The organism is Hymenobacter sp. HD11105 (assembly GCF_054051685.1).
In genome coordinates this window covers 99,308-119,285 of sequence record NZ_JBSWBR010000006.1, presented here as the reverse complement: position 1 = coordinate 119,285, position 19,978 = coordinate 99,308, and the positions used below count along the sequence as shown (strand labels likewise).

The following is a 19,978-nucleotide window of genomic DNA, read 5'->3' as shown; positions in this document are numbered from 1 at the left end:
ATGGAATAAATAACGCAGAAATTTCACGGGCTTTATCAGAGTAAAAAGCAGTCCTACGTCGCGAACTTCACGCTGACTGGCCCTTTCCCGTACCTTTGCAACTCCAACAGAGTCGATAAAGTCATGCTAATTCGCGAAGCTAAATTTCTTACAAGTAACTCACGCGTAGACCAGTGCCCGCCGCCTACCCTACCCGAATATGCATTTATTGGCCGCTCGAATGTTGGTAAATCATCGCTGATTAATATGCTGACCGGGCAAAAAGGATTGGCTAAAACTTCCTCATCGCCAGGTAAAACGCAATTGATAAATCATTTTCTTATCAATGATGAATGGTACCTCGTCGATTTGCCAGGCTATGGCTACGCTAAAGTCAGCAAAGAGGCGCGGGCAACCTGGAGCAAGATGATCGGGTATTATATGCGGCAACGCGAAAACCTGTCCTGCGTATTCGTGCTGATCGATTCTCGCCACCCCCCTTTGGCTCCCGATCTTGAGTTCATAGATATGTTGGGTAAGGAAGGCGTACCCTTTGTGCTCGTGTTTACAAAGGCCGACAAGCAGTCGGGCTCCCGGACCCACCAGAATGTGACGACATATACCCAAAAGCTCAGCGAGACGTGGGATGAATTGCCGCGTTATTTCGTTACGTCGGCGGAGGAAAAAACGGGCCGTGAGGAAGTTCTGGCCTTTATTGCTGAGGTGAACAAGCAAGTCGCCCAGGCCCCCGACAATCCGTAATTTGGCGCTGTAATTGCCTTGTTCCGCTGGTATCATTCGAAGTTATTCTCTGCTTTTTCCATGAAAAAAACATCCCTCGTTTTTCTAATTGCTGTACTGTGTGGCGTAGCTCCAGCTTTTGCGCAGACGCCAGAAGCTAAGCCAGCGGCAGCCGGCGTTGGCAAAGCTATTCCGGTAGCCGACTATTACGAAGGCGGCCAGGGAGCCATGTACGCCTTCATTGAGAAGAATATTAACTACCCGGTGCTAGCCCGCCGCAATCGTATTCAGGGCACTTGCATTGTGAGCTTTACGCTGAACACAGACGGTACCATGACGGGCATCAAGCTGGTGAAGGGTGCCGGTGGCGGACTGGGCGAAGAAGCCTTGCGCGTAGTGCGCCTGCTCAAGTTCAACAAGCCCGATTACGCGATTCTGACTAGCTTGCCCGTTGTATTTCGCTTGTCGGCCAATAAGCCGGCCGGCACTGAGTAACCTTCCCTTTCCATCCCAACTGTTTTTTTATGCCCTACGACCTGAAGGAAATTGCCGCCATTAGCGGAATGCCGGGTCTTTATCGCCTCGTGCGCCCAACCCGCAACGGCGTCATTGTTGAATCGCTCGACGAGAAGGCTGCTCGCTCGGTGGCTTCGGCCCGCAACAAGGTTTCCCTCTTGCAGGAGATTTCGATCTACACTCAAGACTACGACCAGACGGTGCCGCTGACGGAGGTATTCGACCGTATTTATCAACAGTACGGTACTAGCTTGCCCGTTACAAACAAAACCGAAGACCGTGATTTGGCGTCGTTCATGGAAGCCATCATGCCGGATTATGACCGTCAGCGAGTGTACATGTCTGACATCAAAAAGCTCGTAACGTGGTATCACGCAGTAAGCAGCCGCCTCGATTATTCGGCACCTTCTACAGAGGAGGAAACCAGTGAGGTAGAGGGTAGTGAGCCAGGATCAGCGGAGGCGGAGCCTAATGGCAATAAAAAAAAGGTAGCGACTAAAGTCTCTGATGAAGCCGGTACCCAGCAAGAAACTCCCGCTGCTGACGAGGCGCTGAGCACTGCCGGTATCATTCCAGCCGACGAGGAATCGAGTGAGGCAACTAATCTGGAAGCTGCTACTAGCTCCAAAGCGGCTAAAAAAGACAAGAAGGCAGAATAGCTTCTCTGCTTTTCCATAAAGTAAAAAAGCCCCCCAGAATTACTCTGGGGGGCTTTTTTACTTTACGGAAAAGCAGATTTTATAAAAGTACTTCCCTTAATGGATGGATAGCGGAGCCGGAGCTTGCTCTTCTTGGGCCAGGAATTCTTCGGCCTTCTCTACCAGTTCCGTAGAGCCGATAAACAGCGGGCACCGCTCGTGCAGGTCCGAAGGTCTAATTTCCATGGTGCGTACGCGGCCATTACTTGCCTTACCGCCAGCTTGCTCCACGATGAAGGCCAAGGTATTGCACTCATATAATAAGCGCAGCTTGCCTTGAGGGGATTTTTTGGTGGCCGGATAAATATAAATACCGCCTTTGAGTAGGTTGCGGTGGAAATCGGCCACAAGCGAGCCGATATAGCGCGCCGAGAAGTTTTGCTCTTTGCAGTGCGCTACGAACGCCTTTACGCCGGGCGAAAACGAGTCGGAGCTGCCTTCATTAATCGAGTAGATTGACCCCGTTTTGGGGGACACAATATTAGGGTGCGACAGGAAAAACTCTCCTAAAGAGGGCTCGTAGGTGAAGCCATTCACGCCGTTGCCGGTAGTATATACCAGCATGGTGCTCGAGCCGTAAATCACGTAGCCGGCTGCAACCTGCTGGGTGCCAGGCTGCAAGCAATCTTGCTCCGTACCATCGGTGCCGGTAGGCGACATGCGCCGATAAATACTGAAGATGGTGCCGATAGAAACGTTGACGTCGATATTGGATGAACCATCTAGCGGGTCAATAGCCACGACGTACTTGCCTTGAGTATTGCCCGTTTGAATCATCTCATCGTCTTCTTCCGACACGATGGTGCAAACCTCGCCGCCGTTGCGCAACGCCCTAATAAAGCGAATGTTGGCTATTACGTCGAGCTTTTGCTGGTCTTCGCCTTGCACATTGCGGTTGCCATAGGCCCCGGCAATGTCGATCAGGCCCGAACGATTGATTTCGCGGTTTACGATTTTGGCCGCCAGGGCAATGTCGCGTAGCAGCTGCGAAAGCTCTCCCGTAGCATAGGGAAAGTCTTCCTGCTTGCGCATAATGAAGCGGTCGAGGGTGGCGCCGACCGGAAGAGCGAGTTTATTATGATCCATAGTGGGTGGAAATGTGAGCTGAGGGTCTGGAGTACAAAACTAACGGATTTGCGTTGTCCGCGATGCGTCAATTCTCGGCTAATGGGTATCCGCCGGTACAATTCGCAACAGTAAAGTGCAGTCCGTACTTTTGGCCCATGCAGGAAACGCATCGTTTGAGAGTCTACAAATTTGGGGGTGCCTCGGTGCGCAATGCTGCCGCCATTCGAAATCTGGCGCGCATTGTGGGCGAAAATGCCCCTCACGAACGCCTGCTCATCGTGGTGTCGGCCATGGGCAAGACGACGAATGCGCTGGAAGACATATTCCAGCGGGCCCACGCGGGACAAGACTATAATGCCCCGCTCGCGGCACTCCGTGACTTTCACCGAGGCGTAGCGCTAGAGCTGCAATTAGCGATTGGGGGGCAAAATTTAGCTGCCGAGGCCACGGAAAGTCAGTTTGAAAGCCTCCTCACCCAACTCAGCCACCAGCTCACAACCCTTACCCCCGACGAATACGACCGGCAGTACGACCAGATAGTCAGCTATGGTGAGCTACTGGCTACCAGCATTGTAGCCCAGGCCCTAGGCGCGCACTGGCTTGATTGTCGGCCCCTCATCCGCACCGACCACACATGGCGAGAGGGCCGCCTCGACTGGCCGACTACAGAGTATAATGTACGAGCCGAGGTGCCACCTCTACTACTTGCGGGTCCGGTGGTGACCCAAGGCTTTTTGGGAGGTACGGCCAGCGGTGCCACCACCACGCTGGGCCGCGAAGGCTCCGATTACACGGCCGCTATTTTCGCTTACTGCCTGCAAGCGGAGTCGGTTACCATTTGGAAAGATGTGGCCGGACTACTCAACGCCGACCCCAAAATTTTCGCTGACACGGTGCGCTACCCCGAAATCAGCTACCAGGAAACCATCGAGATGGCTTACTATGGAGCTTCAGTAATTCACCCCAAAACCATTAAGCCCTTGGCCGTGCGGCGCATTCCGTTGTATGTAAAGTCATTCTTAAACCCTAGGGCCGAGGGTACGCGCATTGGCGACTGTCGGCATGCAGCGTTGGCCCCGGCTTTTATTCGCAAAACTGACCAGTGCCTGATTTCTTTTGAATCCAAAGACCTCACGTTTATTTCGGAGGAAAACCTGGAGGTAATTTTTGGCGCCCTGGCGCAGGTGCGCCTCAAGATTCATCTTATGCAGAACTCGGCCATTTCCTTTTCTGTCTGCACCGATTTTTCGGCTTACCGTCTCGAAAAGCTGTTGGCTCAGCTGCGCGACCAATTCACGATTCATTATAACACCGGGCTTGAGCTGTACACCATCAAAAACTACGACGCGGCCAGCATTCAGCGCCTTACAGCGGGCCGTGAGCTGCTGCTGGAGCAGCGAAGCCGGCTTACGTTTCAGTTCGTATCCAGGGGCGGCGCCAGTGATTTCGTGAAATAGCCCCCAGATACCCTTTTCTGCTCCGACGATAACTGTATAAGCAGCACTCATCTTTCCACCCTACCCTTCATATACCAATGGAATTCATAACCGTTACGCCCGCCGCACGTCCTCAGGTGGCGCTTATTCAACTCAATCGGCCGAAAGAGTTGAACGCCCTAAATCTGCAGCTGATGCAGGAAGTGGCCGCGGCGCTGAAAGAACTGAGTGCCGACGACTCAGTGCGCGTAATTGTGCTGACGGGCAGCGACCGGGCGTTTGCCGCCGGTGCCGACATCAAGCAAATGGCGGGGCGCACGGCAATTGATATGCTCACCATCGATCAGTTCAGCACCTGGGACCAGATTCGGAAGACGCATAAGCCGCTGATTGCCGCCGTATCGGGCTTTGCCTTAGGAGGCGGCTGCGAGCTGGCCATGATCTGCGACATGATTGTGGCCTCGGAAACGGCTCAGTTTGGGCAGCCCGAAATCCGGATTGGTACGATGCCGGGCGCGGGCGGCACTCAGCGGCTCACGCGGGCCCTGGGTAAAGCGCGGGCTATGGAGATGGTGCTAACGGGCCAATCTATTTCAGCCCAAGAAGCTGAGCGACACGGCTTAGTGAATCGGGTAGTACCTGTGGGACAGTATCTAGAAGAAGCGTTTCGATTGGCAGCCAGTATTGCCCAAATGTCGCCGGTAGCGGCGCGACTTGCTAAAGAGTCCGTGAATCGGGCCTTTGAAACCCACCTTGACGAAGGGCTGCACTTCGAGCGCAAAAACTTCTATATGACCTTTGCTTCCGAGGACCAGAAGGAAGGCATGGCGGCTTTCGTGGAAAAGCGGCCGGCTGATTTCAAGGGCAAGTAAGACCCAAATTACAAGGCTCAACCCGCTGATGCTCGTTCAATAGAATGCCTATTTTTTGCCCCCCAACGAACATTATTGTCTTGCGGTAGCTTATAGGATTACCTTTGTGGAGAAGCATTCTTATCTGTGAACACATCAGCCGAACATTCTACTGCCGCCTTACCCACGGCTCCCACCCAGGAGTGGCTGCGTGAGCGCCTCGCCCAGGCGGGTCTGCGGGCTACGCCCCAGCGCCTGCTGATTCTAGAAAGCTTGGTAGTAGCGAAGGGCCACCCGACGGCCGAGCAGGTGCACCGCTGCGTACTCAGCCACGACGCGACCGTGTCGTTGGGTACGGTGTACAAAGCCTTGGATAGCTTCGTATCTGCCGGACTCACGAAGCGGGTTTCGACGGCCGATGGTGCTAGCCGGCGCTACGATGCGGATTGTTCGGCTCATCATCATCTGTATTGCACCAATACGCAGGAAATCATTGATTACTGCGACCCGCAGCTCGATGCCCTGATTCAGGAATTCATTGCGGCCCGTGGCTTCAAGAACTTCCGACCCCGCTCCTTTTCCCTACATATCACGGGTGAGCGGCCCGATACTTCGAAGGCAGGCTAAAAATTGTTTCTATTACCTGATTGCTCGTCAAAAAGTGCTTTTCATTATCCCCCTTTTCAACACCTTTTAACACCAATTCCATGGCAGTTCTCGTTGGCAAACGTGCTCCTTCTTTCAAGGCTACGGCCGTTATTGATGGCGAATTCGAAGAAGATTTCTCTCTCGACCGCTATCTGGGCAAAAAGCACGTTATCTTTTATTTCTACCCCGCCGACTTCACTTTTGTGTGCCCTACCGAAATCATTGCGTTTCAGGATAGATTAGCCGAGTTTGAATCGAAAGGCGTGGCCGTAGTCGGCTGCTCCACTGACACCCATTTCTCCCATTTCGCCTGGCTCCAAACGCCCCGCGAAAATGGTGGTATCGAAGGTATCACGTACCCATTGGTAGCCGACGCTACCAAAACTATTGCCGCTAACTACGACGTACTTGGCGGTCACTACGACTACAACGATGCGGGTGAAATGATCTTTGTAGGCTCTCCTTTGGCGTATCGTGGTCTTTTCCTGATTGATAAGGATGGTATCGTGCGTCACCAGCTTGTAAACGACGGTCCCCTAGGCCGCAGCATCGATGAGGCGCTACGCATGGTAGACGCGCTGCAGTACTACGAGGTGAAGGGTGAGGTATGCCCCGCCAACTGGGAAGAAGGCAAAGAAGGTATGTTCGCTACCCGCGAGGGCGTGTCTAACTACCTCTCTCGTCAGGGCACTACGCACTAGTTTTCAGTTCATTGAGCACCAATTACAAAGCAGCTCCGGCCAGTTGGTCGGGGCTTTTTTGTGCGCAGTAACCAGAAGGCTGTAATTTTGCTGCCCAGCCGGCCATCGTGCCGTGCTCATTTTGGCCCCGCAGGTAGCTGGGGGCATTTTTATATATCGAACGATACTTCCTTGCTTTTTCTCTATAACCTTGCTCTTCGTGCCTACGCCCTGCTTCTGCAGTTGGTGGCGTCGTTTGCGCCTAAGGCCGCGAAGTGGGTAGCTGGGCGCGAGGGACTTCTGCCGCACATTCAGCAAGCGCTTCGTCATGAAACGGCTCCGTTGGTGTGGTTTCATTGCGCTTCGCTGGGCGAGTTTGAACAGGGCCGCCCCTTAATGGAAGCCTTTACGCAGGAGCACCCGCAGTTTAAAATTGTGCTCACGTTTTTCTCGCCTTCCGGCTATGAGGTGCGCAAAAACTGGCCCGGCGCGCACTACGTCTTCTACCTGCCTCTCGACACGGCTGCCAATGCCCGTGCCTTTCTGGACGCAGTGCAGCCCCGCCTGGCCGTATTCGTGAAATATGAATTCTGGTACCACTTTCTCACCGGGCTGCAACGGCGGCGGGTACCAGTGGTGTGCGTAGCGGCAATATTTCGGCCTCAGCAGGTGTTTTTTAAGCCTTGGGGGGCTTTTTTCCGCAAAATACTCAGCCGCTTTACGCACATCTTCACTCAGAACCAAGCCTCCGTTGAGTTGCTGCGCTCCATTGGTATTCGGCAGGCCAGCGTAGCCGGCGACACGCGCTTTGATACGGTAGTGCGCACTGCATTGGCCTCGCCGAAGCCGCTGCCAGTGGTGGAGGCGTTTGTGGCCGATGGCGCTCCAGTGTTTATTGTGGGTAGCAACTGGCCCGAAGACTTGCCGGCGCTTACACCCTTACTACGGCAGTACCAGGCGGAAATGCGCTTTATATTTGCCCCCCACGAAATTACCGAGACTAATCTGAGCTTAGTAGAAGCCGCACTGCCGGGCCTGGTGGTGCGCTACTCCAAGGCCACGCCAGCCACGGTAGCTCAGGCGCGCGTCCTGCTTATGGACAACGTGGGGCTGCTGAGCCAACTCTATCGGTTTGGCACCTATGCCTATATCGGTGGGGCATTTGGCAAGGGGCTGCACAATACGCTAGAAGCTGCGGCTTTTGGGTTGCCCTTGTTCTTTGGGCCTACCTACGCCAAGTTTCAGGAAGCTGTTGATTTGGTAGCGGCTGGCTGTGCATTTCCGGTGCGTACGGCCGCCGAGCTGCAGGTAGCTTTTGGTCTGCTTTGGCACCAGAATGAAGTTCGGCTGCGGGTGCAGGATACGAGTCTGGAATACGTGCACCAGCAGGCGGGCGCCACGGCCATCATCATGGCCGCCCTTGAAAAGATGGCCATGGTGGAAATCATCAAACAGTAACTAATTAAGCACAAGCTCCCATGACTGGCATTGTCATTAAATCAACCGGCTCATGGTACTTAGTGCGGGAGCATGGCACGGGCGTGCTGCACCGCTGCCGGCTGCGTGGCAAATTCAAGAACAAAGGTTTGAAGGTGAGCAACCCGCTGGCCGTAGGCGACCAAGTGGAGTTTACGGTAGAAGAGCAGACCGAGGGCGCGGGCGTCATTCATCATATCGAGCCGCGCCGCAACTACATCATTCGCCGCTCGGTGCACAAGACGGAGCACGCCCACATCGTGGCCGCCAACCTCGACCAGGCGCTGCTCGTGGTTACGCTGGTATCGCCAGCTACCTCGTTCGGATTTATCGATCGGTTTCTGGTAACAGCGGAAGCTTATAGCATTCCTATCACGCTTATCTTCAACAAAACCGACCTCTACGACGAGGATTTGTCGGGGTATCAGGACCAGATTTCCAACATGTATCAGCGCACGGGTTATCCTAGTCTGCGCTGTTCGGCGCACTCCGGCGAGGGTCTGGAGGCCGTTGATGCCCTGCTCGATGGCAAGGTGACCTTGCTTTCCGGTCACTCAGGCGTAGGCAAAAGCACTCTTATTAATGCGCTAGTGCCGGATTTGGACCTAAAAACAGCCGAAATCAGCGACTTCTCGGACAAAGGTGTGCACACTACTACGTTTGCCGAAATGCTGGAAGTGCGAGCCGGCACTTACCTTATTGATACGCCGGGCATCAAGGAACTGGGCTTAGTAGATATTCCGCCGAGCCAATTGGCGCACTTCTTTCCCGAGATGCGGGCTTTGCTCAACCAGTGCCGCTACCATAATTGCCAGCACGTGCACGAGCCGGGCTGTGTAGTGCGCGAAGCAGTAGACAAAGGCCGCATCGCGCTGCCGCGCTACGACAGCTACCTGAGTATGCTGGCTGGGCAGGATAATCGGCACTAGGCTTTCTACTCGTTCGATTGTCGCGAGCCTTATTAGCCGTGGGGCTTTGCTGCCAGAACCCAACGAAAAGACGCAACCATCGTTTTCCTTAGAAAACTGATCGTATGCAACTTCAAAATTCCACCTTCCTTATTACTGGCGGCACGCTCGGTATCGGCTACGCTACGGCCAAACTGCTGATTCAGCATGGGGCCAAAGTTGCTATTACGGGTCGCACGGCCGGCACGGTCCAGCGCGCCGCCGACGAGTTGGGCGCTCTTGGCATCACGGCCAATGTAGCCAACCCAGCCGACGTAGAGCGCACCTTTCGGGAGTTCATTGCCGCGTTTGGCCACCTTGACTGCTTAATAAATAATGCTGGTATTGGGGTCCGAAAAAACCTGGTAGACCTGACCCCTGAAGACTTCGAGCAGGTACACAGCACCAATATTGTGGGCGCCGCGCTCATGGCTCAGCAGGCCGCCAAGCTATTTATGGAGCAAAAGTCCGGCAACATTATCAACATCGGCTCCTCTGCGGCCACCAAAGGCTATGAGGGTGGCTCCGTTTACGTGGCCTCCAAGTTTGCCCTGCGCGGCATGACCCAATGCTGGCAGGCCGAACTGCGCAAATACAACGTGCGGGTGATTCTGGTAAACCCGAGCGAGGTAACAACGGCGTTTGGCAACGAGGAGCGTCGCGAGCGGCCCGACCAAGACAATAAGCTGCGCGGGGAGGAAATCGCCTCTGCTATCAAAGGCGCTCTAGAAATGGACGACCGAGGCTTTATCACCGAGCTAAACGTATGGGCCACAAATCCCTTCTAGGCTCCCATTCAAGCTTGAATAAAAAAGCCCCCCAGATGTGCTCTAGGGGGCTTTTTACAATACGGCTAGAAACCGAAATTACTTTGTAGGCATCAACACTTTGTCGATTACGTGGGCAACGCCATTGTTCGACATTACGTCGGCCTGCACTACGTTAGCACCATTTACGGTCACTTTGCCGCCCGTTGTTTTCACGGTTAGCTTTTCACCTTGAATGGTGGTGAGTTGCTGTCCATCTTTCAGGTCAGCGGCCATCAGGCGGCCTTTTACTACGTGGTAGGTCAGTACGCCGCTTAGTTTCTCTTTGCTTTCGGGCTTCAAAAGGCCGTCGAGAGCACCTTTGGGCAAGGCCTCGAAGGCAGCGTTAGTTGGCGCAAATACAGTGAATGGACCCGCGCTGGCGGCTTCATCATCAAGACCGGCGGCTTTCAGAGCCGTAGTCAGCGTGCTTATCTGCGATACGGCCATGGCATTTTCCGCGAGGTTCTTGCCAGACGTATCCATGCGCGACGAATCATTCATGTCCATTGCAGGATCCATGGCCGTGGTGTCGGTCATGGCCATTTCAGTTGATTCGGGCGTTTCCGTCGTTTCTGCGGTTTTGTTGTCGCCGCAGCTTGTTACGCCAAAGGCGAAAGCAGTGGCAGTGAATAAGGTAAACGAGGTGTTTCTCAGGGTCTTTTTCATGAGACGCAGATCAGGGTTTTGGTTGGAAAAAAGAAAATGAAGGTGGTAAGGCAGGAAAGGAGGCAACCCAGCGTACTACTTGCTGGTATGGCTATGCTTACGCAACAAGCTCGACAGTGGATATGGACACCCAACGATTTGGCTACCTTTGCGGTGCTTAGTTGAGCTTAATAAGCCTTGAGCTGTATATTCTGTTTAAAAAATTTATTTCCTCGCACATGAAAACTGCTGAAATTCACACCAATAGAGGTGTAATGAAGGTGGAGTTCTTTGAAAAAGACGCTCCTAACACCGTTAAGAACTTCACCGACTTAGCCCAGAAAGGCTTTTACGACGGCTTGAAATTTCACCGCGTTATTCCCAATTTCGTAGTGCAGGGCGGCGACCCTAACACCCGCGCCGGTGCAAAAGGCGCGCCTGGGACCGGTGGCCCCGGCTACAAAATCAAGTGCGAAACGTCGGGTGAGAACCAGTACCATGACCGCGGCATCCTGAGCATGGCTCACGCCGGTAAGGACACCGGGGGCTCGCAATTCTTCATTGTGCACAGCCGCCAGAACACGGCGCACCTCGACCGGGTACACACCGTATTTGGCAAAGTGGTGGAAGGCCTGGAAGTAATCGACCAGATTAAGGCCGATGACGAGATTCAGAAGATTGTCGTAACGGAAGCGTAAGCGTTCTGTAGCTCACTTAACCCAGCCCGCCGGACGTATCCGGCGGGCTGGGTTTTTTATGGGCTTGTGGTACCATTCGCAAAGCGCGGAGTCCACTTGGTAAAGCAGTGTATTTGTAAGTGTACTGCCTTGCACTGATAAGCGCACTTACTGTACAATATAAACTCGCAGACTGTGAGTATATTGAAGCTAAGTAAGAAAAGATGTAACGTTTCCTTAACTAGCCAAACTTTTGTAATTCCGTTCTTTACCACGCTGCCCATCACCCACTAAACCCAATTCATCCCTATGAAACACTTTCTCCGCATTGCAACTTGCTGCTCCGTCGCTCTCTTGGGAGCCTGCAACGACGATCATGGTAATCCATTCATTATCAAGCCTCCGCAAGTGTCAGCGTTACGCTTCATTGGCGAACAGATTGTTCCTTTTAGCCAAACTTACAATGGTACTACACTGGGGGGCTTTTCGAGCATTGACTACCGCGCGGACAACAACTCATACTATATCATGAGCGACGACGCCTCGGCCCTACAGCCAGCGCGTTATTACACCGCTACTCTCAACTTCAATCAAAATAGCTTTGCGGGCGTCAACTTCACGAGCGTTACCACGCTGAAGCGCCCCGATGGCAGCAACTTCCCCAGCTTCGCCGCCGACCGCAACAACGCCATCGACCCGGAGGGCATTCGCTACGACCCCAGCACCAATCGTATTATCTGGTCGAGCGAAGGCATTCGCAATGTGGCTGTCACGCCATTTGTGTTGAATCAGCCTTTCCTGCGCGAGGCCAACCTCGACGGTTCCTACGTAGCCGATTTCGGCTTGCCCCAGCTGTTCCGCATTCAGGCTACCGAAAACGGCACCCGCTCCAACGGCTCGTTCGAGGGTTTATCGCTCACGCCCGATAGTCGCTACTTGTTTGCCTCGCAAGAAGAACCGCTCTACGAAGATGGTCCCCGCGCCGACGTGGGCGTAGCCAACTCACCAGTCCGCATCGTGCAATACAACCGCGCTACCCGCCAGCCCATTGCGCAGTATGCCTATCTACTCGACGCTGTGCATCAGGCGCCTAGGCCTGCGGATCAGTTTCGCTTAAACGGCATTGTAGAGGTGCTGGCCCTGTCAGATAAGAAGCTGCTGGTAATGGAACGCTCCTTTGCCGTTGGCGCCACCCCCGACTACTCCGTAAAGATCTACGAGGTGAACCTGGCCAGTGCCACCGACATCTCCGGCCTGAATTCCTTGCAAGCCGCCATATACAAACCCGTGCAAAAGCGCCTCATCCTCGATGTGGGCTCCACAGGAATCCGTCGGGTAGATAACCTGGAGGGCATGACCTTCGGTCCCAAACTGCCAAATGGCAACCGCTCGTTGATCTTAGTAGCAGATGACAATTTCAGCAACGGGCAGATTTCACAGTTTCTGGCTTTCGAGGTAATTCCTTAACCCGTACATAACAGCCGTTTAGAGAGCGGGAGTCTATGCCAAGGCGTAGGCTCCCGCTTTCGTTTTATCCAGCTTTATTTCTACCAGTATTACCTCCTTTTACAGCTTCTGTTTCGAACTTAACTATCGTATTTCTAACAATTTGCGGTTTAAAGTCGTACCAATAGTATTACCAATAGAACCTTATACCATGACATTAAGAAATAACATACTGCGAGGCCTTATACTATTTTCATTGCCATTGACCATGAGCTGCTCTCTCGTTGGAGGAGGTGTTTCGTCCGATCCGCAAGTACAGGAGTTACAGCGCCGGGTTGATGATCAAAAACGAATTGCAGATGAAGCCGAATTGCGGGCCAAAAGTGAGAAACAGGAGTTAAAAGCGCGTCAGCTGCGACTGAAGGCGGCCAAAAACGACGCCAAGGCTCGACGAATTTAGTTTAAGCCTTTGAACACAAAAAAGCCCCCCAGACCAAGTCTGGGGGGCTTTTTTGTGAATGTCATTTACTACTGAGCAGGCTTACCGACGGCGGCGTGGCTTTTCTTCCTCCTCGTCCTCATCCTCATCACCGCCAAAGCTAGGCATGGTGAACATGGAACTGAGCAGGTCTTTGAACTGCGCCCCTGCCGTCACGCGGTTGCGCGAAATTAGGCTGTGCTCGGCTAGGCCGTGCAGGCAGAACTCCATGAGGAAATAGGTCGTGTCCTTGTCCTCATTGGGGTGCAGAAAAGTCACGATATCGCGCAGACCCGGCACTTCGTCCAGGGATTTACGGTAGTCTTTGTCCGTAGAGTCGTTGAGCACATCCACGGTATTACCGGCTCCAAACCAATCCTGAACCGTTTTGTAGGGGTTCGGGATGGTCTTCTTTTTCTTCTGCTTATCTGGGTCGGGAAAGTAGTTCAGGAAGTAGGTTCGGATAGCTTTACCCATCAGCTTTTCAGCTACAAGGCCAGCTCCCTCCTGCTCACCTTCGTACACAAGCTCCACTTTGCCTGTAAGCGCGGGCACGGCAGCCATAAAGTCGGCGATGCGCACGTAGGTTTTCTTCTCCCCGTTGATCAAGGCCCGGCGCTCAGCAGCGCTAATCAAACTTTCGTAGGCGGCAATGGTCAAGCGGGCTGAAACCCCACTTTTCGCATCTACGAACTCCGAACCACGAGCTTCCACCGCTACTTGCTCCACCAGGTCGCGCACCAGTTCATTGCTGGTCACCATACCTTCCTGAGCGGGCTTGATGCGAGCTTCCTGGCGGGTAATGCGCTTGCCAATTTCGATTGACTTCGGATAGTGCGTGATTATCTGGGAATCAATACGGTCCTTAAGCGGCGTCACGATAGAGCCCCGGTTCGTGTAGTCCTCGGGGTTGGCCGTGAACACGAACTGAATATCCAGCGGCAAGCGCACTTTGAAGCCACGAATCTGGATGTCGCCTTCCTGTAGAATATTAAACAGCGACACCTGAATACGGGCCTGTAAGTCGGGCAATTCGTTGATGACGAAGATGCCGCGATGCGAACGGGGAATCAAGCCAAAGTGAATAACGCGTTCATCAGAGTAAGGTAGCTTCAGCGTGGCCGCTTTAATCGGGTCAGCGTCACCAATAAGGTCAGCCACCGATACGTCGGGCGTTGCCAGCTTCTCGGTGTAACGGTCCGAGCGATGCAGCCACGACACGGGCGTATCATCGCCTTTTTCGGCGATTAGGTTTTTGGCGAAAATGGACAAGGGCTGTAACGGGTCATCGTTTAGCTCCGAGCCTTCTACCACCGGAATGTATTCGTCGAGCAAATCCACCATCAGGCGGGCGATGCGGGTTTTGGCCTGACCACGCAAACCCAGCAGGTTGATGTGGTGCATACTCAGGATAGCCCGTTGCAAGTCAGGAATTACCGTTTCTTCATAGCCGAAGATGCCGGGAAATACCTCTTCCTTGCTTTGCAGTTTAGCAATCAGATTATCGCGCAGCTCCTGCTTCACGGAGCGAGGCTTATAGCCGGATTTCTTCAGGGCACCAAGGGTGCGGATGTCGGTTTGAATCATAAGGGGGAGTGAGTTACCAGCCTATCTACGTAAACCCAACTAGTTGCAGTCGGCGTCAAATGGCTGGATTGGTTATATAACTAGCAAGTAGGGCCATTGGTTCGGCCAAATAAAAGGTAGCTCATAGCAAATGCGCTACTGGTGTTCATTTAAGCCATTATTTTATATATTATAATTTATATACTTTTATTTATATTAGTTATAAAACAACGCACTTATGAAAAAGGCTCTAAAGATTATTGGCATACTGGCGTCAGTGGTGGTGCTCCTCATTGCCGGATTTGTGGTGTTTGTTCAGGCGCGCGGAATCCCAAGCTATGACGTGCCTGCTTTAACTCTTCGCCCAGTGGTCAGTACACCAGAACGAGTAGAACTAGGCGAAAAGCTAGTGCTTGCCTCCTGCGGCGATTGTCACCTTAACCGTGAAACCAACTCTTTAACTGGCCAACAATTGCTGGATCTCACCCCGGATTTCGGAAAAGTATACTCTGCTAATATTACGCAGGACGTAAACCACGGCATAGGCAAATGGACTGATGCAGAACTAGTGACACTGCTACGCACGGGTATCGGGCGTGATGGACGTTACCGGGTAATCATGCCTAACTTTAATTACATGTCGGACGAAGATGTGAATAGTATCATTGCTTTTCTGCACTCCGATAATGCTATCGTAAAGCCAAGCCCTACTCCCACTCACGAGCAGGAACCTTCCTTTCTGCTCAAGGCACTCACCAACACCGTGATGAAGCCGGTACCCCTGTCCACCGCAGCAGTCGTAGCTCCGGCTCCCACGGACGCTTTAGCTTATGGCCGCTACTTAGTAGTAGGGCGCTACAAGTGCTACGAGTGCCACAGCGCCGATTTCAAGACTAATAATACACTAGACCCCGAAAAATCGGAGGGCTACTTAGGCGGCGGCAACCCTCTCCTGAATAAGCAGCAAAAGGTGGTAGTATCGCGCAACATCACCGGCGACCCTGAAACCGGCATCGGCAACTGGACGGAGGAGCAATTTTCAAAAAGCGTGAAATTTGGCCTCTCACCCAGCTTGCCTCTCGCTTATCCAATGCCAAAATACTCAACCCTAACTAATGAGGAAGTGCACGCCCTATTTACTTACCTGCAATCAGTACCCAAAATAAAGAATGCTACGCCGGAAGACGAGCCCACTCTCGCGCTGCGCTAGTGCACTGAATTTTCGACGAGTAGCCGTAGTAAACATGGGGGGCAAATTTACTGTTTAGTGAAATCCATACGCTGAATGCGCACCGCATTCAGGATGGCCAGCAGCGCCACGCCTACGTCGGCGAACACGGCTTCCCACATGGTGGCCACGCCGCCAGCTCCCAGAGCAAGCACTAAGGCCTTCACGCCAAACGCCAGCCAGATGTTTTGCCACACCACCGTATGGGTAGCGCGGGCAATGCGGCGGGCGGTGGCAATCTTGCTAGGGTGGTCGGTTTGAATCACTACGTCGGCCGTTTCGATGGTGGCGTCAGAGCCGAGGCCCCCCATGGCAATACCAACGTCGGCCAAAGCGACCACAGGGGCGTCGTTTACCCCATCACCCACGAACGCCAATTTGCGGCCCTCATTGAGATATTGCTGCACGTAGCGGGCTTTGTCTTCTGGCAGCAGGCCGCCGTGGGCTTCCTCAATGCCAAGCTCCTTGGCTACGCGCTGAGTTATGCTGTCTTTGTCGCCGGAAAGCATTACTAGCTTGGTTATCCCATCGGCCTTCAGTTCCTGCACGGCCTGGAAAGCGTCTGCTTTGGGCGCGTCGGCCACGGTCAGGTAGCCGGCGTAGCGGCCATCAATGGCGGCTACCACGATGCTGTCTGCCACTTGCTCCACTTCGGTGGGATATGACATGTTGAACCGGGTGAGCAACTTGGCGTTGCCAGCCAGCACTTCATGACCATCTACATGCCCGCGCAGGCCGTGTCCGGCAATTTCCTCTACATTGCTCACAGGAACATTCGCCGTGGCCGAACCCACGTGCGTGACCACAGCTTTGGCGATGGGATGGTTCGATTTGGTCTCAAGGGCTCCGACCAACCGAAGCAGCTGAGTAGCCTCGGTACCGGGGGCTGCCTGAACCTGTTGTACAGCGAATACGCCTTGGGTGAGCGTGCCAGTCTTGTCCATCACCACGGTATCAATCTCGCGCATGACGTCCAGAAAGTTGGAACCCTTAAATAGAATGCCTGCTCTTGAGGCGGCCCCTATTCCGCCAAAGTAGCCCAACGGAATACTCACTACGAGCGCGCACGGACAGGAAATCACGAGAAAAATAAGGGAGCGGTACAGCCAAGTGCGAAACACGTAGTCGTCGACAAAGAAGTAGGGCAGCACAATGAGCAGTGTGGCCAACGCCACCACAATAGGCGTGTATACTTTAGCAAAGCGGGTGATGAAAAGCTGGGTTTTAGCCTTGCGCCCTACGGCATCTTGCACCATGGCCAGAATCTTGGCTAGCTTGGTATCCTGGTAAGTGGCCGTCACGGCTATCAGCACCAAGCGCTCCAGATTGATCATGCCGGCCAGCACCATGTCGCCGGCCTGCTTGGTTTGGGGAGCCGATTCGCCCGTGAGAGCCGCCGTGTTGAAGCTGGCCGCAGGAGTTTGTAGGGTACCGTCTAGGGCCACTTTCTCGCCCGGCTTCACCTCGATTACGTCGCCTTGCTGCACCTGCTGTGGGTCTAATACCAGATTTTGCCCCCCACGAACCACCGTCACTTCAGTGGCTTGAATTTCGAGCAGGGCCCGGATGCTGCGCTTGGCGCGGTTTACTGCCGCGTCCTGAAATAGCTCGCCCACGGTATAGAACAGCATTACGGCCACGCCCTCAGGATACTCACCGATAGCAAACGCCCCAAGCGTAGCCAGACTCATCAGCAGAAACTCATTGAAAATATTGCCGGAAGGAATGCTGCGTATGGCCGAGCGAATTACTTTCCAGCCCACCAACACAAAGGCCAAACTGTACCAAAGCAGCCGCACCGGACCAATGAAAAAGGCTACGCCAGCGTAATCGAGGGCCAGACCGCCGAGCAACAGGACAAGACTAACGCCGGGCCCCAGGTAAGGATTTGTGCCGGCGTCATCGTGGGTGTGGTCGCCGTGGTTTTGAGTGGATGTGGGGGGCTTTTTGGTGGGCTGCTTTACGCTACAGCAGGCATCATCGGTGGCTGCGCGCTTGGGGGCGGGCAGGATTGACGCGTGGTCGTGGCCGGGCACGTCGTGGCCCTGGGAGGAAGCGGCAGCTTCGGGTGTGAGTTGGCTGCGACTAATGGCTCCCGCGTTGGCTGGGTCAACTTGCTTGGCGGTGTTTAGCTGCTCACTTATATCGGATATATCTGAGGACTTTTTCATCGGCGTATAGTTGGGCAAGAGGCTGTTGGGCATTCTCTCATCTTTTATGCATGCTTTGCGGCTACATCAGCACCCCAAATCTTCGCCATCATCAGGCGCTCCGCGTCCTTAACTAACTCACTTTGAGCACCTGCTTTGCTTTCTACGGAATTAATAGGTGAAGCAGAGAGGAATTATGCTTGAGCTAAGCCTTACCTTAACTCTTTGTAAGAGCGACTGCTCATTATCAAAACACAGTCTTGCCTGTAAAAACAAGGAAGCCGCGGAGTACATAACCCCAGCGGCTTCCTTGTTTTTATAGATCTGGCTTTTAGCCAAAATTCGTTTTATAGCGTCTTCCGACGGTTTTTTTTATAGTCTTCGAAGATCAAATGACCTAAGCCTTTCAAGCCGCTAAAGTAGGCTTGGCCTTGATTTACTTCCGTAAACTCGTTCACGAATTGCTGCAAATACGGATCTGAGGCAATCATGAATGTCGTAATCGGAATTTTCAAGCGGCGAGCGGCGGCGGCCAGGTTAAGGGTTTTGTTGACCACTTTACGGTCGAGGCCAAAGCTGTTTTTGTAGTAGCCGTTGCCTTCTTTTAGGCAGGTGGGCTTACCGTCGGTAATCATAAAAATCTGCTTGTTCGCGGTTTTGCGCTTGCGCAGCAGATCCATGGCCAGTTCCAGGCCAGCTACGGTGTTGGTGTGGTAAGGGCCAACTTCGAGGTAAGGCAAGTCCTTTACCTTGATTTCCCAGGCGTCGTTGCCAAACACGATAACGTCGAGGAAGTCTTTGGGGTACTTCTGCTTTACCAGCTCGGCTAGGGCCATGGCTACCTTTTTGGCGGGTGTGATGCGATCCTCACCGTACAGGATCATAGAGTGCGAAATATCGATCATAAGCACCGTGCTAGTCTGCGACTTATGCTCGTTTTCGCGCACTTCCAGGTCGCCCTCAGCCAGCATAAACTCGTCGGTGAGGCCGTGGTTGAGTTGGGCGTTGCGGATGCTTTCGGTCATCGAAATCTGATCGAGCGAGTCGCCGAAGCGAAATTCGCGCATGTCAGTGCTTTGCTCGTCACCTTGGCCAGTGTGGGGCGTGCGGTGGTTGCCGGTGTTGCTCTTTTTGAGCTTGCCGAAGATTTCTTCGAGCGCCGACTTACGAATACCCTGCTCGGTTTTGGGCGTGATCTTGAAAGCGCCCCGCTCCTGCTCGTTTTCATCGATGTAACCTTTTGTTTTAAGGTCTTCAATGAAATTCCCGATGCCGTATTCGCCCTCGGTCAGGCCGTATTGTTTGTCAAGCTCCGAGAGCCAGGAAAGAGCCTCCGCCACATCGCCGGACGTGATGGTGACCAATTGCATGAAGATTTTGAATAAAGAGTCGAAGCCTTTTTCAGGCGATTCATCGGGCACGAAGTCCCGGAAGCGAAAACCAGCAGCCATAGGAAGGGGATTGAAGCATGAGAACAACAGGCAAGGTGAGTTAGTTTGCCAAATGTTGCTGCTCGTTTGTTGGTGTATAAGTTTTGGAGCCCAGTTTAAAGTCAAAACGCATAATCTACGTCTTCTTAAGTATAAGCAACCCAAAACGTCCCTCACCAAACACAATTAACGAAAACGAACCTATGAAAGCTATTTGGAACGATACGGTGCTGGCCGAAAGCAACGATACGGTTGTGGTAGAGAATAACCATTACTTCCCCGCCGACTCGTTGAAGCGGGAATTTTTCGAGGATAGCATTGCTCATACTTCCTGTCCGTGGAAGGGGCGTGCTAGCTATTACTCTGTACGCGTAAACGGCGAGCTAAACAAAGATGCCGCTTGGTATTACCCCGAGCCCAAGGACGCTGCCAAGCAGATTGAAGGCCGCGTAGCGTTCTGGAAAGGCGTGAAGGTACAGCCCTAAACGCCCAAAAATGCCCCCCAGCGC

The 19,978-nt window shown here is 53.4% G+C and carries 20 protein-coding genes; 15 read left to right on the top strand and 5 right to left on the bottom strand.

The genetic code is table 11. The annotated features are described in order from the left end of the window. The first annotated feature begins 123 nt into the window (after window positions 1–123). From yihA to ACW9KT_RS17315, 3 genes are read left to right on the top strand one after another with little or no spacing between them, the layout of a single operon-like run. Complete coding sequence (gene yihA / locus ACW9KT_RS17325; RefSeq protein ID WP_457082680.1) at window positions 124–741, top strand: ribosome biogenesis GTP-binding protein YihA/YsxC; 618 nt, start codon at window positions 124–126, stop codon at window positions 739–741. A gap of 60 nt (window positions 742–801) precedes the next feature. After that, entirely contained in the window at window positions 802–1,215 is a 414-nt protein-coding gene (locus tag ACW9KT_RS17320) for a TonB family protein (RefSeq protein ID WP_457082678.1), read from the top strand. Window positions 1,216–1,244: 29 nt separating this feature from the next. Next, complete coding sequence (locus ACW9KT_RS17315) at window positions 1,245–1,895, top strand: DUF5606 family protein (RefSeq protein ID WP_457082676.1); 651 nt, start codon at window positions 1,245–1,247, stop codon at window positions 1,893–1,895. Window positions 1,896–1,991: 96 nt separating this feature from the next. On the opposite strand, the gene fbp is transcribed toward ACW9KT_RS17315, so the two are convergent. Continuing rightward, window positions 1,992–3,020: a class 1 fructose-bisphosphatase gene (gene fbp / locus ACW9KT_RS17310; RefSeq protein WP_457082674.1), complete on the bottom strand. Its 1,029-nt coding sequence runs from the start codon at window positions 3,018–3,020 to the stop codon at window positions 1,992–1,994. A gap of 137 nt (window positions 3,021–3,157) precedes the next feature. Here fbp and ACW9KT_RS17305 point away from each other — a divergent pair, with 137 nt between their 5' ends. The 7 genes from ACW9KT_RS17305 (at window position 3,158) to ACW9KT_RS17275 (ending at window position 9,828) form a co-directional block, all read left to right on the top strand. After that, the gene (locus ACW9KT_RS17305) at window positions 3,158–4,459 is read left to right on the top strand and encodes an aspartate kinase (protein ID WP_457082672.1); all 1,302 of its coding nucleotides are present in this window, start codon (window positions 3,158–3,160) and stop codon (window positions 4,457–4,459) included. Between the two features lie 77 nt (window positions 4,460–4,536). Beyond that, window positions 4,537–5,310 carry an enoyl-CoA hydratase-related protein gene (locus tag ACW9KT_RS17300; protein ID WP_457082670.1) on the top strand — a complete coding sequence of 258 codons (774 nt, stop codon included), beginning with the start codon at window positions 4,537–4,539 and terminating at the stop codon, window positions 5,308–5,310. Between the two features lie 126 nt (window positions 5,311–5,436). Continuing rightward, a complete protein-coding gene (locus ACW9KT_RS17295) occupies window positions 5,437–5,916 on the top strand; it encodes a Fur family transcriptional regulator (RefSeq protein WP_457082668.1) in 480 nt (159 codons plus the stop codon). Window positions 5,917–5,996: 80 nt separating this feature from the next. Further along, the gene (locus ACW9KT_RS17290; RefSeq protein WP_457082666.1) at window positions 5,997–6,638 is read left to right on the top strand and encodes a redoxin domain-containing protein; all 642 of its coding nucleotides are present in this window, start codon (window positions 5,997–5,999) and stop codon (window positions 6,636–6,638) included. A gap of 171 nt (window positions 6,639–6,809) precedes the next feature. Continuing rightward, window positions 6,810–8,075 (top strand): 3-deoxy-D-manno-octulosonic acid transferase, encoded by a 1,266-nt coding sequence (locus tag ACW9KT_RS17285; RefSeq protein ID WP_457082664.1) that lies wholly within the window; start codon window positions 6,810–6,812, stop codon window positions 8,073–8,075. A 20-nt stretch (window positions 8,076–8,095) separates the two neighbouring features. Next, window positions 8,096–9,022 (top strand): ribosome small subunit-dependent GTPase A, encoded by a 927-nt coding sequence (gene rsgA / locus ACW9KT_RS17280; RefSeq protein ID WP_457082662.1) that lies wholly within the window; start codon window positions 8,096–8,098, stop codon window positions 9,020–9,022. A 104-nt stretch (window positions 9,023–9,126) separates the two neighbouring features. Further along, window positions 9,127–9,828: an SDR family oxidoreductase gene (locus ACW9KT_RS17275; RefSeq protein WP_457082660.1), complete on the top strand. Its 702-nt coding sequence runs from the start codon at window positions 9,127–9,129 to the stop codon at window positions 9,826–9,828. A 78-nt stretch (window positions 9,829–9,906) separates the two neighbouring features. Here ACW9KT_RS17275 and ACW9KT_RS17270 read toward each other — a convergent pair whose 3' ends face one another. Beyond that, window positions 9,907–10,515 carry a fasciclin domain-containing protein gene (locus ACW9KT_RS17270; RefSeq protein WP_457082658.1) on the bottom strand — a complete coding sequence of 203 codons (609 nt, stop codon included), beginning with the start codon at window positions 10,513–10,515 and terminating at the stop codon, window positions 9,907–9,909. 218 nt (window positions 10,516–10,733) lie between these two features. On the opposite strand from ACW9KT_RS17270, the gene ACW9KT_RS17265 reads away from it, so the two are divergent. From ACW9KT_RS17265 to ACW9KT_RS17255, 3 genes are all read left to right on the top strand, one after another. Beyond that, window positions 10,734–11,192, top strand: coding sequence for a peptidylprolyl isomerase (locus tag ACW9KT_RS17265; RefSeq protein WP_457082656.1), 459 nt, complete (start codon window positions 10,734–10,736; stop codon window positions 11,190–11,192). Between the two features lie 288 nt (window positions 11,193–11,480). Further along, complete coding sequence (locus tag ACW9KT_RS17260; RefSeq protein WP_457082654.1) at window positions 11,481–12,638, top strand: esterase-like activity of phytase family protein; 1,158 nt, start codon at window positions 11,481–11,483, stop codon at window positions 12,636–12,638. Between the two features lie 247 nt (window positions 12,639–12,885). Further along, entirely contained in the window at window positions 12,886–13,077 is a 192-nt protein-coding gene (locus tag ACW9KT_RS17255; RefSeq protein ID WP_457082652.1) for a hypothetical protein, read from the top strand. An 81-nt stretch (window positions 13,078–13,158) separates the two neighbouring features. On the opposite strand, the gene ACW9KT_RS17250 is transcribed toward ACW9KT_RS17255, so the two are convergent. Beyond that, window positions 13,159–14,682, bottom strand: a complete 1,524-nt coding sequence (locus ACW9KT_RS17250; protein ID WP_457082650.1) for a sigma 54-interacting transcriptional regulator — start codon at window positions 14,680–14,682, stop codon at window positions 13,159–13,161. 217 nt (window positions 14,683–14,899) lie between these two features. Between ACW9KT_RS17250 and ACW9KT_RS17245 the strand changes: the two genes are divergently transcribed. Continuing rightward, entirely contained in the window at window positions 14,900–15,871 is a 972-nt protein-coding gene (locus ACW9KT_RS17245; protein WP_457082648.1) for a c-type cytochrome, read from the top strand. A 47-nt stretch (window positions 15,872–15,918) separates the two neighbouring features. Here ACW9KT_RS17245 and ACW9KT_RS17240 read toward each other — a convergent pair whose 3' ends face one another. Both ACW9KT_RS17240 and ACW9KT_RS17235 read right to left on the bottom strand, forming a co-directional pair. After that, window positions 15,919–18,060, bottom strand: coding sequence for a heavy metal translocating P-type ATPase (locus ACW9KT_RS17240; protein WP_457082646.1), 2,142 nt, complete (start codon window positions 18,058–18,060; stop codon window positions 15,919–15,921). A 326-nt stretch (window positions 18,061–18,386) separates the two neighbouring features. Continuing rightward, the gene (locus tag ACW9KT_RS17235) at window positions 18,387–19,490 is read right to left on the bottom strand and encodes a vWA domain-containing protein (RefSeq protein WP_457082644.1); all 1,104 of its coding nucleotides are present in this window, start codon (window positions 19,488–19,490) and stop codon (window positions 18,387–18,389) included. A 182-nt stretch (window positions 19,491–19,672) separates the two neighbouring features. Between ACW9KT_RS17235 and ACW9KT_RS17230 the strand changes: the two genes are divergently transcribed. Further along, window positions 19,673–19,954 (top strand): DUF427 domain-containing protein, encoded by a 282-nt coding sequence (locus ACW9KT_RS17230; protein WP_457082642.1) that lies wholly within the window; start codon window positions 19,673–19,675, stop codon window positions 19,952–19,954. Window positions 19,955–19,978: the final 24 nt, after the last annotated feature.